Genomic DNA, 16,785 nt, shown 5'->3' on the forward strand with positions numbered 1-16,785 from the left:
TTTTATTTTTATTTTTAATTTTATTTTTCATGGTGGGGGGCTGCGGCCCACACCGACTTGGGGGGCGGCATATCGCCGCCGCCCCCCAAGACCCCCCCGGGCTCTTTTACTGCGTTCTCGCAGGCGGGCTATGTTTCAGACACTCCTCCTATTGCCGCAAAATCCCGCCGCTTCGCGGTGCCCTCCGCTCGGGTTACAACCCGCGCAAACAGACGCGCGGTTTTCCACCGCTCCCTCCGGCGTGATTTTTGAGCGCGGCCACTGGCTATGTCATTCAAAAGATCATAGAGACTTAAGTTTTGAATTAAAAAGTCGAAAACGGTGCCACTCCCTCCGGCGTGATTTTCTGTACGGCCACTGGCATTTCAAAATCAAAGGAAATGTGTTTGGTTTTGCTTTACATAGCCTTTGGCCGCGCTCAAAACGACGTCGAATGAACGGTGAGAAACCGCGAGGGTGTTTTTCCGAGCGGGTTCGAACCTGAAATGAGAGGACCGCGTAGCGGCGGAGTTTGCGGCAATAACCGGAGCCGCTGGAATATAGCCAGCGAGCGGCAGCGCGCAGTGAAAAGAGCCTGGGATTCTTAAGGGGGGCGGCGATAAGCCCCCCTTAAGGCCGGTGTGGGTGGCAACCCACGGTCTTGACGTTGAAACTCAGCCCGCGCCCCTAACCCTTACCGTTCTACCCTCATTGAATCCCCATTGCTCCCTTCATGGTGAAGAAAAGATCAGTCTGATCGGTCAGACCCACCACATTCCCTGCGTGTGGACCGAACGCGGCAACGCGCAGTTGCGTGCCGGTGTGGCCCTGGGAATCGTCTTCTGAGTTGCCGTAACTGATGGTCATCGGTGCGCCATCTTTCGTGGTCAGCGTTTGTGTCAGACCCGGCGCTTTGGCGTCGGTTTCGATGATCTGGCTGGAATGCGCGTGGTCGGCGGTGACGATAACCAGCGTGTTGCCGTCCTGACGGGCGAATTCCAGCGCTTTTTGCACGGCTTCGTCTAAATCAACGGTTTCACCAAACTGTCCGCACGGGTTCGCGGCGTGATCCTGTTTATCAATCGATGCGCCTTCAACCTGCAGGAAGAAACCCTTTTCATTGGTTTTCAGCAGATCGATGGCTTTTTCAGTCATGGCGGCAAGCGTCGGGATATCCGCAGTTCGCTGCGGGTTGGCTTCGCAGGTGACGGCAGGTTTATCAATGTTGCCGTGATACGAGGCTTTCGGACCCTGCCAGCGTACCGGCATGTTGCCTTCGGAGAACAGGCCGAGAACCGGTTTTTTCTGGTCGGCTTGCGTTACCGCGCTGAGCTCACCGGCGTTTTCCACCCACACATAACCTTGCGCCAGTGCCTGATCTTTCAAGGATTTGCCCTGGAAATCACCGGCTTTGGCCAGCTGACTGAAGGATTTTCTGCCGCCACCCAGCGTCACATCGGCGCGCGTCTGCAATAACTGTTCGGTGATGGAGCCACGGCCACCGTTTTCCAGCGCGTTAGTGGCGCATTTCTCAGTGGTTTCTTGCGGACCGTAACATTTACGGGAGGTGACGTGGGCGATTTGTGCGGCCGGGGTGGCGTCCTGTAATTCGGCGGTCGACACGTTGCCGGTGGCTTTTCCGGCGGCTTTCGCAATTTCAAGGATTGTCTGGTGATCCTTACCGTTTACATCCACGCCAATCGCGCCGTTATAGCTTTTCACGCCGGTGGACCAGGCGGTGGCTGAAGCGGCAGAGTCGGTGACGTAGTCAGGTTTTTGCGTTTTCTTATCGAGAGAATAATGGGTGTACTGGCCGGTCAGCGGCAGGGCGTCGATGCCTTTGAAATAACCGCCTGCGCCTTCCGCGTAATTTCGCGCCGAGGTGATTTCAGAATCACTCATGCCGTCGCCGATCAGCAAAATAACGTTTTTGACCGTTTTGTCAGAAAGCGAGGCTTTCAGCGCGGCCGTCTGATCACCGCTGAGACGGCGTGCGCCACCTTGTTCGGTCAGGACGCCTTTTGCCGCACGGTCGGTCAGAACGGTGTTTTCATCAGCGAAAGACCCGGCAGAAGCGGAAAGCAGCAGGGCGGCAGCGATGGCGCGGGCGAGCAGAGATACAGGTTGTTGCATTGTCAAAACTCCTTTTTATAAAGCGGAAGAAATACAAATACACAGTTTGATTTATTTTGTTACTGGCAGGGTAAGTCAGAGGGATGACGGATTTATGACAGAGGAGACAGATGTTGTGGCTTGCGGGCTACGTGTCGGGGATTGCCTTACATGGGGGAGTCTCAGAGCGCGTACATCGCTTCCGCGATAAAGCATGTCTGAAAAAAAACTCGGGAGATCAAAGAGGGAGGCACTTTCCTCCCTCTCTGGCGGTGTCGGCACAACGCGTTAAGCGAACACTGCAATTGAGCAACCGACACTGTTTCGGTCAGGGTTAAAGGCCGCCATTGCGGCGGCCACTGATATCAACCCTCACCCGATGGTCATCAGACTCGCATTTCCTCCCGCCGCGGCGGTGTTCACACTCAATGAGCGCTCGTGAAGCAGGCGCTCCAGCAACACATTGTCATCGCCGCGCGCAAAGCCCTGCACTGACACAATGGCGCCAGGGCGGTTGGCGATAATCTGACACAGTTCCCGCAGCTGGTCGGCGTCGCCGTGGTAGATGACCGCATCGAAGACCGGCGCATCGTTTTGCCAGTCTTGTGCGAAGTCCACGCGTTCCTGTACCGCCCCGGGTAACTGGCTGAACAGTTCGCGCTGTAACGGCGCTTCCGGCCACAGGATCCGGCAACCGGTCGCGGTGATGGCGGCAAGCTGGAGCAGGGCGTCGGCCTGATTATCGGCCAGTGCCAGAATACGTTCGCGGGGTAACAGGGCGTAGGTGTTGCGTTCGCCCGTTGGCCCCGGCAGGGTGCGCAATGTGCCGCCCTGGCTGCTTTCGGCGAAGCGCGTGCAGACGTCGATAAAGGCGGCCGGTTGCTGGCTGCGGGTTGCCCACTGCTGCAACGCGCGGTGCGGTGCAAGCAGCGCGTCGCGCACGGACGTGTCCAGCGGCAGATCGCGATCCTGACGCAGCAAGGTTTGTTGCACGGCAAATGGCGGACGGCTGCTGAGCAGGCGATAAAGATAGAGCGGGCCGCCCGCTTTCGGGCCGGTGCCGGACAAGCCTTCGCCGCCAAACGGCTGTACACCAACCACGGCGCCAACCATGTTGCGGTTCACGTACATGTTGCCGACGTGCGCCTGCTGGGTCACACGGTGGATGGTTTCGTCGATGCGGGTGTGAATGCCCAGCGTCAGGCCGTAACCGGCGGCATTAATCTGACCGATCAGCTTATCCAGATCCTGACGGGCATAACGCACCACGTGCAGCACCGGGCCGAAGATCTCTTTCTTCATCTCATCAAAGCTTTCCAGCTCGATAAGCGTCGGTTTTACAAAGGTACCGCGGTTCCATTCCTGCTGGTCAGCGGCGAATTCCTGCGTGGCCTGATACACCGTGCGGCCTTTGGCGCGCATGGAATCGATATGTTTTTCAATACCAGCTTTGGCATCGGCGTCAATCACCGGCCCGATATCGGTAGACAGGCGTTCCGGATTGCCCATGCGGCATTCGGCCATGGCACCGCGCAGCATCTGCAGGGTGTGCTCGGCCACGTCATCCTGAATGCAGAGCACGCGCAGAGCAGAACAACGCTGACCGGCGCTGTCAAAGGCGGAGGCCACCACGTCCATCACGACCTGCTCGGTCAGGGCGGAGGAATCGACAATCATCGCATTCAGGCCGCCGGTTTCGGCGATAAGCGGCGTCGGACGCCCCTGCGGATCGAGTCTTCCTGCAATGTTGCGTTGCAAAATACCCGCCACGTCGGTGGAGCCGGTGAACAGCACGCCGCGAACGCGTTCGTCATTGACCAGTTGCGCACCGACGGTTTCGCCTTTGCCCGGCAGCAGTTGAAGTACCCCGGCCGGAACCCCGGCTTCGTGCAGAATACCGACGGCAAGCGCCGCAATCAGAGGCGTTTGCTCCGCCGGTTTTGCCAGCACGCTGTTGCCTGCGGCCAGTGCGGCCGCGATCTGGCCGGTGAAAATCGCCAGCGGGAAGTTCCACGGGCTGATACACACCACCGGGCCGAGCGGACGGTGCGTGTCGTTGGTGAAATCTTCGCGGATCTGACCGGCATAGTAGTGCAGGAAATCCACCGCTTCGCGCACTTCGGCGATGGCGTTATTAAAGGTTTTTCCGGCCTCGCGCACCAGCACGCCAAGCAGACTTTGCAACTGCGCTTCCATCAATTCTGCACCGCGTTGCAGGATTGCGGCGCGCTCTTCGGGAGGTGTCGCAAACCAGATGGCGCCAGCCGTGGCGGAGGCGTCCAGCGCACGGCTGATTTCCGCTTCTGTGGCTTCACGTACGTGCCCGACGATGTCGGTATGTTCAGACGGGTTGATGACCGGCAAAAATTCGCCGTCGTCAGTGGGCGCATCGATCATCGGCTGCGCGGTGACCGTATGGCTGGCGCTTTGCAACAGGGCGCTGGACAGCGAGGCCAGACGATGCTCGCTGGACATATCCAGCCCGGCAGAGTTGACGCGTTTATCGCCGTACAAATTGCGTGGCAGGGCGATGCGCGGGTGCGGCAATCCGACCTGTCCTTCCGTGGCGGCCAGCGCTTCAACGGCCAGAACCGGATCGGCGATCAGTTCGTCGATTGGCAGCGTGGCATCGGCGATGCGGTTGACAAAAGAGGTGTTGGCGCCGTTTTCCAGCAGGCGGCGAACCAGATAGGCGAGCAGCGTTTCGTGGGTGCCGACCGGGGCATAGATGCGGCAAGGGCGGTTGAGTTTTCCTTCGGCAATTTTACCGACAACCTGCTCGTACAGCGGTTCGCCCATGCCGTGCAGGCACTGGAATTCGTACTGACCCGGATAATAGTTGTTACCGGCCAGCTGATAAATGGCAGCGACGGTGTGGGCATTGTGGGTGGCGAACTGCGGATAAATCAGGTTCGGCACGGCCAGCAGTTTACGGGCACAGGCCAGATAAGAGACGTCGGTGTAAACCTTGCGGGTGTAGACCGGATAATCGTCCAGCCCGTCCATTTGGGCGCGCTTGATTTCACTGTCCCAGTACGCGCCTTTTACCAGACGGATCATCAGGCGGCGACGGCTGCGCTGCGCCAGGCTGGTCAGGTAGTCGATCACCATCGGACAGCGTTTCTGATAAGCCTGGATCACAAAACCGATGCCGTTCCAGCCCGCCAGTTCCGGCTCAAAGCAGAGTTTTTCCAGCAAATCGAGAGAGATTTCCAGACGATCGGCCTCTTCGGCATCGACGTTAATGCCGATGTCGTAGCTGCGGGCCAGCAAGGTCAGCGACAGCAGGCGGGGGTAAAGTTCTTCCATGACGCGTTCGTACTGCGCACGGCTGTAGCGCGGGTGCAGGGCGGAAAGTTTGATGGAAATGCCGGGGCCTTCATAAATGCCACGGCCATTGGAGGCTTTACCGATCGCGTGGATCGCCTGCTGGTAAGACTGCAAATAGGCCTGCGCGTCTTTTTCTGTCAGCGCGGCTTCACCCAGCATGTCGTAGGAATAACGGAAACCTTTGTCTTCGTGCTTGCGGGCATTGGCCAGCGCTTCGGCAATGGTTTCGCCGGTCACGAACTGTTCGCCCATCAGGCGCATGGCCATGTCCACGCCTTTACGGATCAGCGGCTCGCCGCCTTTACCGATAATGCGGCTGAGAGATTTAGACAGGCTGGTCTCGTTGTGCGTGGCCACCAGTTTGCCGGTGAACAGCAGACCCCAGGTGGCGGCGTTGACGAACAGCGACGGGCTGCGGCCCAGGTGAGAGTGCCAGTTACCGTTGCTGATTTTGTCGCGGATCAGCGCATCGCGCGTCGGTTTATCGGGAATGCGCAGCAGGGCTTCCGCCAGACACATCAGCGCCACGCCTTCCTGCGAGGAAAGTGAGAACTCCTGCAACAGGCTTTGCACCATACCGGCACGGCCATTGGCGCTCTTCTGGTTACGCAGTTTGGTGGCGATGTCGGCAGCCAGTTTCTGCGCTGCGTCATGAAGCGGCGCAGGTAAACGCGCCTGTTCGAGCAGCATGGAAACGGCTTCCGGCTCAGGGCGGCGATAGGCGGCGGTGATTGCTGAACGGCTGACGGACTGCGGCTGGATCTGCTCGGCAAAATCGAGGAAGGGCTGATGTGATTCCTGAACCGTCAGCGGCGGGGTATCGTCGGCGTTTTCAGCCGCAGCGCCGTTCAGCGCGGGGATTTCCGGCAGCGCGTCGCCATTTTCCAGCCGTTCAAGATAGGAAAAGATCGCCTGTTTGATCAGCCAGTGCGGCGTGCGGTCAATTTGCTGTGCGGCCACTTTAAGCCTGTCGCGCGTGCCTTCGTCCAGCTTCACGCCCATCGTCGTCATACCCATGCGCCAATACTCCATATAAAGAGGTTCAGGTGATTTCATTATGTTTATGGCAAGCAATATCTTCTATGTTGCAACCTTGTGCAACCTCATTCACGCAGGAAGTCTGCCTGATGTGATTTGGCTGGCATTTTTAACATCTTAACAACCGCGCTGACCTCACAGAGGCCGCTGTGCGGGTTCCTTCGTGATGCTGTGGAGGGTGCAACCTTTGCGTCTGTAACGTGCAACCGGTTATCAGAATAAGTGTGATGGAGCGTGAAGTTTGTGTATCTGATTTGTTAATTATCTTGAATTCAATGGTGTGCTAAACCAGTATCCGCCCGACAGGAAATTTGAATAAAAACCTGATTACCCACCTGTAAAAAGAAAAAATATGGAGAGTAATGCTGCATCCTTTACGGGTTTCAGCCATCATCTCGCCCCGGCATGAGCTTGACCGCGTTTATTGCCGCGTCAGGACAGACAGGTGCCGGCCTGCATGGAATATGCATCGCTCATAAGCACGACAAATAACAAGAAGTGGAGAAAACAATGACAATGAACACACCGATGCTGGTGACGTTTTGTGTTTATATTTTCGGGATGATTTTGATTGGACTCATCGCGTATTTACGGACCAAAAACTTTGATGATTATATTCTGGGTGGCCGCAGTTTAGGCAGCGTGGTGACCGCGCTTTCCGCCGGGGCGTCGGACATGAGCGGCTGGCTGCTGATGGGGTTGCCGGGGGCGATTTTTATTTCCGGCATTTCCGAAAGCTGGATTGCCATCGGCCTGACCATCGGCGCGTATCTGAACTGGAAACTGGTGGCAGGGCGTTTACGTGTGCATACCGAAGCCAACAATAACGCGCTGACCCTGCCGGATTACTTTACCCATCGTTTTGAAGATTCCAGCAAACTGCTGCGCATTATCTCGGCGGTGGTGATCCTGGTCTTTTTCACCATCTATTGCGCCTCCGGCATTGTGGCCGGTGCGCGTTTGTTTGAAAGTACCTTCGGCATGACCTACCAGACCGCGTTGTGGGCGGGGGCGGCTGCAACTATCATTTATACCTTTATCGGGGGCTTTCTGGCCGTCAGCTGGACGGACACCGTGCAGGCCAGTCTGATGATTTTTGCACTGATCCTGACGCCGGTGATCGTCATCCTCGCGGTTGGCGGTATTGATACCTCAATGATGGTCATTCAGGCTAAAAACCCGCAATACACCGACATGTTCAAGAACATGAATCTGGTGGCTATCCTGTCGCTGCTGGGCTGGGGGCTGGGCTATTTCGGCCAGCCGCACATTCTGGCGCGTTTCATGGCGGCGGATTCTCACCGTACCATTCGCAGCGCGCGCCGCATCAGCATGACGTGGATGATTCTGTGTCTGGCGGGCACCATCGCGGTCGGCTTCTTCGGCATTGCGTACTTCAGCAATAATCCGGGCCAAGCGGGGAACGTGACGCAAAACGGTGAGCGCGTGTTTATCGAACTGGCGAAACTGCTGTTCAATCCGTGGATTGCCGGTGTTTTACTGTCCGCGATCCTGGCTGCGGTGATGAGTACGCTGAGCTGTCAGTTGCTGGTGTGCTCCAGTGCTATCACCGAAGACCTGTATAAAGCGTTTCTGCGCAAGGGCGCGAGCCAGCGTGAGCTGGTGTGGATTGGTCGTCTGATGGTTCTGGTGGTGGCGCTGGTGGCGATTGCGCTGGCGGCAAACCCTGAAAACCGCGTGCTGGGTCTGGTGAGTTACGCCTGGGCAGGCTTTGGTGCGGCATTCGGCCCCGTTATCCTGATCTCGGTGATGTGGAAACGCATGACCCGCAACGGCGCGCTGGCCGGGATGGTGGTCGGTGCGGCTACCGTGATTTTGTGGAAGCAGTACGGCTGGGCCGAGCTGTATGAAATCATCCCCGGCTTTATCTTCGCCTCGCTGGCTATCTGGATTGTCAGCCTGACCGGCAGCAAGCCGTCAAAAGCGGTTGAAGAACGTTTCAACACGGCGGAAGCCGAATACAACAGCATCTGATTTTCGCCCCGGGCGGTGAATCAGACAGTGACCTCACGGAGCCTTCAGGGCTCCGTTTTCTTTTACGGCACCCTGTATCCGGGGTGCTGAAACAACCGGCAATATTTTTTCGTGCGCTTTTCCCCTCCCGTGCTCAAAAAACAGCATGCGGCCTCTTGTATTTATCTCGCCAGGAATGATAATCACTATCGTTTCGATTTTACTTTTCTTTACAGAGTGCTTGCACAAACTGTAAGTCATTTGTTCTACGGGAGTTCCGCTATGTTCGTTCCGTTTCTCATTATGTTCCGCGAAGGGCTGGAAGCCGCGCTTATCGTCAGCCTGATCGCCAGTTATCTGAAACGGACGCAGCGCGGGCAGTGGCTCGGCGTGGTCTGGATTGGCGTGATCGTGGCGGCAGCATTGTGTCTGGCGCTGGGTATTTTCATCAATGAAACCACCGGCGAGTTTCCGCAAAAGCAGCAGGAGCTGTTCGAAGGCATTGTGGCGGTTGTGGCCGTCTGCATTCTGACCTACATGGTGTTCTGGATGCGTAAGGTGTCGCGTTCAATCAAAGTACATCTGGAAGGCGCGATTGATAACGCGCTCAACTCCAGCCGCGGGCAGGGCTGGGCGCTGGTGGCGATGGTGTTCTTTGCGGTGGCGCGCGAAGGGCTGGAATCGGTGTTCTTCCTGCTGGCTGCGTTCCAGCAAGACGTGGGTATCGAAGCGCCGATTGGCGCACTGCTCGGCCTGGGCGCGGCGATCGTGCTCGGTTTCCTCATCTATTACGGCGGCGTGAAGCTGCATCTGGCGAAATTCTTTAAATGGACCAGCCTGTTTATTCTGTTTGTCGCCGCCGGTCTGGCTGCGGGCGCGATCCGCGCGTTTCACGAAGCAGGGTTGTGGAACCGTATGCAGGATATCGCCTTTGACCTGAGCGGGACGCTCTCCACGCACTCTTTATTCGGAACCTTGCTGGAAGGCATGTTCGGGTATCAGGAAGCGCCGACAGTCAGTGAAGTCGCGGTGTATTTCCTGTATCTGATCCCGGCGCTGTTCCTGTTCTTTATGCCGCAGAGCAAATCGCCTGTGGCCGCTGCGGCATCTGCCGGGCACAAAACACAACGCTGATTTTACGTTAATTGTCTCTTCACACAGTTTGTCATGGAGTGGTACATGTCCTATTCATCCCCGCTGTTTCGCCGTAAAGCTTTACAGATTGCACTGTTGTCTCTGCCCGCTTTTGCGCTGAGCGCCAACGTGCTGGCTGCTGATGTTCGTCAGGTAAAAATTACCGTTAATGATAAACAGTGTGAACCGATGGCGCTGACCGTGCCTGCCGGTAAAACGCAGTTTGTCGTGCATAACGCCAGCCAGAAAGGTCTGGAATGGGAAATTCTCAAAGGCGTGATGGTGGTGGAAGAGCGCGAAAATATCGCGCCAGGTTTCACCCAGAAAATGACGGCTAACCTGGAACCGGGCGAATACGACATGACCTGCGGTCTGCTGAGCAATCCAAAAGGCAAACTGACCGTGACCGCAGAAGGCGCAGCGGCCGCCACCAAACCGGACGCCATGGCGCTGGTTGGCCCGATTGCGGAATACAAAGTCTATGTGACTCAACAGGTGGGTGAACTGGTTTCCCACACCAAAGCGTTCACTGAGGCGATTAAAAAGGGCGACCTGAAAAAAGCGCAATCCCTGTACGCTTCTACCCGCGTTTATTACGAGCGCATTGAGCCCATCGCCGAACTGTTCTCCGATCTGGATGGCAGCATCGACGCCCGTGAAGACGATTTCGAGAAAAAAGCGGAAGATCCTAACTTCACCGGTTTCCACCGTCTGGAGAAAATCCTCTTCGCCGATAAAACCACCCAGGGCACCGAGAAATTTGCCGATAAGTTGTACGCCGATACGGTGGATCTGCAAAAACGCATTACCGATCTGACCTTCCCGCCAAGCAAAGTGGTCGGCGGGGCAGCGGGTCTTATCGAAGAAGTGGCATCCAGCAAAATCAGCGGTGAAGAAGACCGTTACAGCCGCACCGACTTGTGGGATTTCCGTGCCAACCTCGATGGCGCTCAGAAAATCGTTAACCTGCTGCGTCCGTTGCTGGAAAAAGCCGACAAACCGTTGCTGGATAAAATCGACGCTAACTTCAAAACCGTCGATACGCTGCTGGATAAATACAAAACCAAAGACGGTTATGAGAATTACGAAAAACTGTCTGATGCAGACCGTAACGCAATGAAAGGGCCAATCACCACCCTGGCAGAAGATTTAGCCAAACTGCGTGGTGTTCTTGGTTTAGATTGATTTTTCAGCGCCTTTCCCCTGACCGGGAAGGGCGCTTTTAAATTTCCGAGGCAGAGTAATGAGTCATAAAAACAATAATCAGGATGACGTTTCTTCTTCACGCCGCAGTTTACTCAAAGGCGTGGGATTGTTAGGCGGGGCATTTGCCCTGGGCGGCGCATCCACTGTGCAGGCCGAAAAAACACCCGGTGCAAAACCAGAGTACACACCAGGTACGGTGTCCCCGGACGAACGCTGGGGCAGGCAGCCTTACTATGGTGAACATCAGGCCGGTATTCTGACGCCACAACAGGCGTCGATGATGCTGGTGGCGTTTGATGTGCTGGCGACAACGAAGGCCGATCTGGAGCGTCTGTTCCGGCTGCTCGACACCCGTTTCAGCTTCCTGACCACCGGTGGCACCGCGCCTTCTGTGGATCCTAAATTCCCGCCGATGGATTCCGGCGTCATGGGTAGCGAGATTTATCCGGATAATCTCACCCTGACGCTCTCCGCCGGTGATTCCCTGTTCGATGAACGTTTTGGGCTGGCCGCGCACAAGCCGCTGAAACTTCAGCGCATGGCGCGTTTCCCGAACGATTCTCTTGATGCCAAACTTTGCCACGGCGATTTGCTGCTGCAAATTTGCGCCAACAACAGCGATACCGTGGTTCATGCGCTGCGTGACATCATCAAATACACGCCGGATTTGCTCAGCGTGCGCTGGCGCCGCGACGGGTTTATTTCGTCCCACGCTGCGCGCAGCCAGGGCAAAGAAACGCCGATCAACCTGCTGGGCTTTAAAGACGGCACGGCCAATCCTGACAGTAAAGACAAGGCGCTGATGGACAAAGCCATCTGGGTTACTGCCGATCAGGGCGAACCGGCCTGGACCGTCGGCGGCAGCTATCAGGCCACCCGGATTATCCCGTTCCACGTCGAATTCTGGGACCGCACGCCGTTGCAGGAGCAGCAGACCATCTTTGGCCGCCACAAGGCCACAGGTGCGCCGCTGGGCATGGAAAAAGAGCACGACGTGCCGGATTACACTAAAGATCCGGAAGGGAAGGTGATCCCACTGGATGCGCACATTCGTCTGGCTAACCCGCGCACCAAGGCCACTGACGATAATCTGATGCTGCGCCGTGGATACAGCTATTCTCTGGGCGTCACCAATTCCGGCCAACTGGAGATGGGTCTGCTGTTCGTCTGCTTCCAGCACGATCTGGAAAAAGGCTTTCTCACGGTACAAAAACGCCTGAACGGCGAACCGCTCGAAGAGTATATCCGCCCGACAGGCGGCGGCTTCTTCTTCACGCTGCCAGGTGTGCAGGATGAGAAACATTATCTCGGACAAACGCTGATCGAGGCGTAATCCCTGCTCCTCCTTCCTGCCGGAAGGAGGAGTCCCGCTGTATGTTGTGACCACGCGATTGTGACCACGCGATTGTGAAAAACTAGTTGTGGAAAAAGCCCTCTGGCTGATGCGCGGTTTAACTGAGTTTGTGTAATCTGTTCATCTAACATCAACAGAATCAGTGAAACCCTGACATGCCCCAATTGAATCCTCCCGCAGAAACCAGCCCGTTATGGCGGCTGACCGCAGCCACTTTGTGTACCGGCATTCTGGCCGGTCTGGGCGGCATGCTGCTGGCGCTGCTGCTGCATTTCATCCAGCACCTTGCGTTTGGCTACAGCCCCGACTTTATCATCAGCAACGAAAGCTTTTTACAGGGTGTCAGCGAGGCCACGCGCTCGCGGCGTCTGGCGGTGCTGGTCTTGTGTGGCGCCGTGGCGGGGTTCGGCTGGTGGGCGCTTTACCGCTGGGGCAAGCCGCTGGTCAGCATTGCGGCGGCGGTGAAATCTGATCAACCGCGTATGCCTCTTGTCAGCACCACGCTCCATGCGTTGCTGCAAATTATTACCGTGGCGCTCGGTTCGCCGCTCGGGCGCGAAGTCGCGCCGCGCGAGATCGGGGCGGTGTCTGCCAGCTGGCTGGCCGGGCGGTTCAGCCTGACGGTGCGTGAAACGCAGATCATGATTGCCTGCGGGGCAGGCGCCGGGCTGGCGGCGGTGTATAACGTGCCGCTGGGTGGCGCGGTGTTTGTACTTGAAGTGTTGCTCGGCGCGTTCAGCTGGCGGTTGCTGTTACCGGCTATCGCGACTTCCTCCATTGCGGCGCTGGTGGCGTGGATCGGGCTTGGCAATGAATCGCAGTATCATCTGATGCAACTGAATACCACGCCCTCGCTGATGGTCTGGTCAGTGGTGATGGGGCCGGTATTTGGCGTGGCCGCATACGGGTTTACGCGCATGACCAACCGCGCAAAAGCGCAGGCACCGCGCGATGCCCGGCTGATTATTTTCAATCTGCTGAACTTTGCGTTCATCGGCATTCTGGCGGGCTGGTTGCCGCAATTGCTGGGCAACGGGAAGGGGCCAGCACAGCTCAGTTTTGATAATCAGATTACGGTGGCGCTGGCGGCAACGGTGCTGGCCGGCAAACTGGTGATCACCTGGAGTACGCTGCGCGCCGGTGCGCAGGGCGGATTGCTGACGCCGGGGCTGTCTAACGGCGCGCTGCTGGCCTGTATTCTGGGTGCCGTGTGGAATATGTTCTGGCCCGGCACCTCGCTCGGTGCGTTTGCCATTATCGGGGCGGCGGCATTTCTGGCCTCTTCAATGAAAATGCCGTTAACCGCGGTGGTGCTGATTATGGAGTTTACGCGGGTTGATCATGACTTTTTAATTCCGATTCTTTTCGCCGTCAGCGGGTCGATCGCCTGCTTTACCTTATGCAGTAAAATCAGCGGGGAAAAATAACCGGAGGGAGGATCCCAAAAAGATCCTCAAGATCCTGTTGACGAAGACTACAAATTTTTTTACATTTTAGTAACGCATTTATTTCAGGTGTCATTATACTGAAATCATAGCGCGATAGTTTTTGAGTGGTACGGTAAATAGGTTTTTGAGCAGCACTGTAAAAGGTTTTTCTGAGTGTACGGCCAATGCCGTTAATAACACTGCGGGGAGCGCGAATGGTAAAGTCCTTGTTTGGGCTGGTGAGAGTAAATAACAGGCTTCACTCATTCACTCGTTGTTGTCGCGTCACTGCAAACGAGGGCAAGGCTTCCGACTCTTTATTATTTCGTCACGCATTTTCAGCATATTCCTATCTTTCTTCACTGATGTTTTCATCCACGCAACAACAACCCTGTTCTTTAACTGACTCTTCTTCTCCTAAATCCGGGAGACTCTTTCACACTGGTGCGAACAGCATTGGCTTTAATTCTGGCAATTTTATTGTGCGGGTCAGCGGTTTGTCATTATTGACATTCAGTTCATTACTGACAATGCCTCTTCGTGAAAAGAAAACAGCCAGGAGATTATTTCTTAATCAATGGGATCGATTTTCCTCTTCACGTTATTCATTGGCTTCAATTGGTCTAAAAGGAGACCAAAACCTCATTTGTGAGTGAAACATAACCGTGCGGGAAACCGCCTTAGCGTTAAGTGAATCAAACTGTAAGGTGCCACTATGGGAAGACAGAAAGCAGTGATCAAAGCTCGCCGTGAAGCAAAACGAGTCATTCGTAGCGACTCACGCAGTCACCGCCAGCGCGAGGAAGAATCTGTGACATCACTGGTACAGATGGGCGGTTTGGAATCGATTGGAATGGCACGGGATACACGCGACCACTCCGTAATCGAAGCACGTACCGAAGCTCAAGGTCATTACTTATCAGCCATAGAGAATAAGCAGTTAATTTTTGCCACAGGTGAAGCCGGTTGCGGCAAAACATTCATCAGCGCTGCGAAAGCAGCTGAGGCATTAATTCACAAAGAAATCGACAGGATTATTGTGACACGTCCGGTATTGCAGGCCGATGAAGATCTCGGTTTCCTGCCAGGCGATATTTCAGAGAAGTTTGCCCCTTATTTCCGCCCGGTCTACGACATCTTATTACGTCGCCTGGGATCTTCATTCCTGCAATATTGTTTGCGGCCGGAAATTGGGAAAGTGGAAATTGCGCCTTTTGCTTACATGCGTGGACGCACTTTCGAAAACGCAGTGGTTATTCTGGATGAAGCGCAGAATGTCACCGCCAGTCAGATGAAAATGTTCCTGACCCGACTGGGTGAAAATGTGACGGTGATTGTGAATGGTGATATTACCCAGTGTGATTTACCACGTGGCGTAGTATCAGGGCTCAGCGATGCATTATCCCGTTTCGAAGAAGACGAAATGGTGGGCATCATTAAGTTTGGTAAACAGGATTGCGTGCGCTCTGAGTTGTGCCAGAGAACGCTGAATGCTTACTCATAATTAATTCCCCATAAATGACCGAATTGATGACAATAAAAAGGCCGCTCCGATGAGCGGCCTTTCTTGTTATGGCGTTTATCTGCCAGGGTTAAAGCATAATAATCATCATATAGGCACAGAATAAGGCCAGATGCGCCGTTCCGTTCAGGACATTAGTACGTCCGGTCGAGAATGAAATCTGACACAGGATCAGCACCGCCAGCATCACCACGATGTTCGCCGGGTCGAGGCCGAAAATCAGGTCCTGACCGGTGAGGGTGGCAATCACGGTCACCGCCGGAACGGTCAGGGAAATGGTCGCAAGCACCGAGCCGAAGAACAAATTCATCGCACGCTGTACCTGGTTTTGCAGCACCGCTTTCAGCGCGCCCAGCCCTTCAGGGGAGAGGATCAACAGCGCCACCAGGAAACCGGTGAACTGCGCAGGGGCGTTCAGTTCAGTCAGCAGGCTTTCCAGCGGATTGGCATTGAATTTAGTGACGGCGATAACCAGCACCAGATGCACGATAAGCCATAAGGTGTGCGTCAGATTACTTTTGGAAGAGGGCTTTCCGTGGCCGCTTTCTTCATCGTCATCTTCGTGCTCGTAAATAAACAGGCTCTGATGCGTTTTGGTCTGAATGAGCAGGAACACGCCGTACATGGCGGCGGAAATCACGGCGACAAACAGAGCCTGCGTGGTGGAGAAGTTACCGCCGGGCAGCGCAGCAGGCAGAACCAGCACGATAACGGCCAGCGGGAAAATCGCCATCAGATATTGTTTGATACCACCAAGATTAACGTACTGAGTCGCAAATTTACGACCGCCCAGCAGCAGGGCAACGCCCACCAGGCCGGCAGTGACGATCATGATGATCGAGAATAAGGTGTCACGCATCAGCGCGGGAGCGGCATCACCGGTCGCCATCAGGGCAGAAATCAGGCTGACTTCGAGGATAACCACTGAAAGGCTGAGGATGAGCGAGCCATAAGGTTCGCCAAGACGGTGTGCCAGCACGTCCGCATGACGCACTACGCTGAATGCACTGGCAAGGATCCCCACCAGAGCAATGAGATTGATACCAACGACCGAGGCAAAGTTACTGCTGTTGCCCCAAAAAACGAGGACGATAAGGGCGGCAATGGGAAAAATCAGGGAATATTCCTGATGGCGGGTTTTGATTTTGGGATGTTCCTGAGACGACACCATGATGATTTTTCTCCTTATAAACATGCGTGACCCTGCAAAGCGGGTGTCACGAAGAAAACAATAACCGCCTGTCCGTCGGTTATCAGTAAAAACGCGCTGTTGCGTAATGGTGTAACCTGTTAAGTATAGTAGATAAATTAATCTATTAACAGAAAATAATGCAGGTTAACCACAAAAAAACGACGTACTGCCTGTTTATCAGCAGGTTTGGCGAATTAAAGGCGATTATAAGCAGACTTAACTTCCCGTGTTAAATAATTAAAACAATATTAATCAATCAGTTGGGTTTTCATATTTACCTTATGGAGGCATTGCGTCAACTTATGTAAATAAACACGATACCCACAGGCTGAACAGGTGAAAAACCGCTTTTTTCGCTCAGATAAGGCGATTCATAAGCGGCCTGTGCATGGCCTCCCGCAAGCGTAGCACCGGTCTTGCGGCGAGGCAGATCTTGTCGGTTTATCTGTGATATTCCCGCCTCAAATTCAACATTCATACAATGTTCATAAAATAATCACTTTATTTTCGTTTTGTG

At 55.2% G+C, this 16,785-nt stretch carries 10 protein-coding genes; 6 read left to right on the forward strand and 4 right to left on the reverse strand.

Annotation, left to right across the window (positions count from 1 at the left end; all coding sequences use genetic code 11):
• Nucleotides 1–687 precede the first annotated feature (687 nt).
• Together phoA and putA are read right to left on the reverse strand one after the other, a co-directional pair.
• Complete coding sequence (gene phoA / locus ACO0U8_RS20070; RefSeq protein WP_421671486.1) at nucleotides 688–2,112, reverse strand: alkaline phosphatase; 1,425 nt, start codon at nucleotides 2,110–2,112, stop codon at nucleotides 688–690.
• 351 nt (nucleotides 2,113–2,463) lie between these two features.
• On the reverse strand, nucleotides 2,464–6,438 hold the full coding sequence (gene putA, locus ACO0U8_RS20075) for a trifunctional transcriptional regulator/proline dehydrogenase/L-glutamate gamma-semialdehyde dehydrogenase (protein ID WP_421671487.1): 3,975 nt from the start codon (nucleotides 6,436–6,438) through the stop codon (nucleotides 2,464–2,466).
• 531 nt (nucleotides 6,439–6,969) lie between these two features.
• Here putA and putP point away from each other — a divergent pair.
• The 6 genes from putP to phoH all read left to right on the forward strand — a co-directional run bounded on the left by putP (nucleotide 6,970) and on the right by phoH (nucleotide 15,058).
• On the forward strand, nucleotides 6,970–8,454 hold the full coding sequence (gene putP / locus ACO0U8_RS20080; RefSeq protein WP_136375077.1) for a sodium/proline symporter PutP: 1,485 nt from the start codon (nucleotides 6,970–6,972) through the stop codon (nucleotides 8,452–8,454).
• 261 nt (nucleotides 8,455–8,715) lie between these two features.
• Complete coding sequence (gene efeU, locus ACO0U8_RS20085; protein WP_122095183.1) at nucleotides 8,716–9,567, forward strand: iron uptake transporter permease EfeU; 852 nt, start codon at nucleotides 8,716–8,718, stop codon at nucleotides 9,565–9,567.
• A 45-nt stretch (nucleotides 9,568–9,612) separates the two neighbouring features.
• Complete coding sequence (efeO, locus tag ACO0U8_RS20090; RefSeq protein WP_183847259.1) at nucleotides 9,613–10,752, forward strand: iron uptake system protein EfeO; 1,140 nt, start codon at nucleotides 9,613–9,615, stop codon at nucleotides 10,750–10,752.
• A gap of 58 nt (nucleotides 10,753–10,810) precedes the next feature.
• On the forward strand, nucleotides 10,811–12,106 hold the full coding sequence (gene efeB, locus ACO0U8_RS20095) for an iron uptake transporter deferrochelatase/peroxidase subunit (RefSeq protein ID WP_056770238.1): 1,296 nt from the start codon (nucleotides 10,811–10,813) through the stop codon (nucleotides 12,104–12,106).
• Nucleotides 12,107–12,282: 176 nt separating this feature from the next.
• Nucleotides 12,283–13,554 carry a chloride channel protein gene (locus tag ACO0U8_RS20100; RefSeq protein ID WP_421671488.1) on the forward strand — a complete coding sequence of 424 codons (1,272 nt, stop codon included), beginning with the start codon at nucleotides 12,283–12,285 and terminating at the stop codon, nucleotides 13,552–13,554.
• Between the two features lie 715 nt (nucleotides 13,555–14,269).
• Nucleotides 14,270–15,058: a phosphate starvation-inducible protein PhoH gene (gene phoH, locus ACO0U8_RS20105; protein WP_056770246.1), complete on the forward strand. Its 789-nt coding sequence runs from the start codon at nucleotides 14,270–14,272 to the stop codon at nucleotides 15,056–15,058.
• 88 nt (nucleotides 15,059–15,146) lie between these two features.
• On the opposite strand, the gene chaA is transcribed toward phoH, so the two are convergent.
• Both chaA and ACO0U8_RS20115 read right to left on the reverse strand, forming a co-directional pair.
• Nucleotides 15,147–16,247 carry a sodium-potassium/proton antiporter ChaA gene (chaA, locus tag ACO0U8_RS20110; RefSeq protein WP_056770249.1) on the reverse strand — a complete coding sequence of 367 codons (1,101 nt, stop codon included), beginning with the start codon at nucleotides 16,245–16,247 and terminating at the stop codon, nucleotides 15,147–15,149.
• Between the two features lie 316 nt (nucleotides 16,248–16,563).
• Nucleotides 16,564–16,746, reverse strand: a complete 183-nt coding sequence (locus tag ACO0U8_RS20115; protein ID WP_421671489.1) for a hypothetical protein — start codon at nucleotides 16,744–16,746, stop codon at nucleotides 16,564–16,566.
• Nucleotides 16,747–16,785: the final 39 nt, after the last annotated feature.

Source organism: Rahnella sp. EDr1-12 (assembly GCF_049206505.1).
Taxonomy (GTDB): Bacteria; Pseudomonadota; Gammaproteobacteria; order Enterobacterales; family Enterobacteriaceae; genus Rahnella; species Rahnella rivi.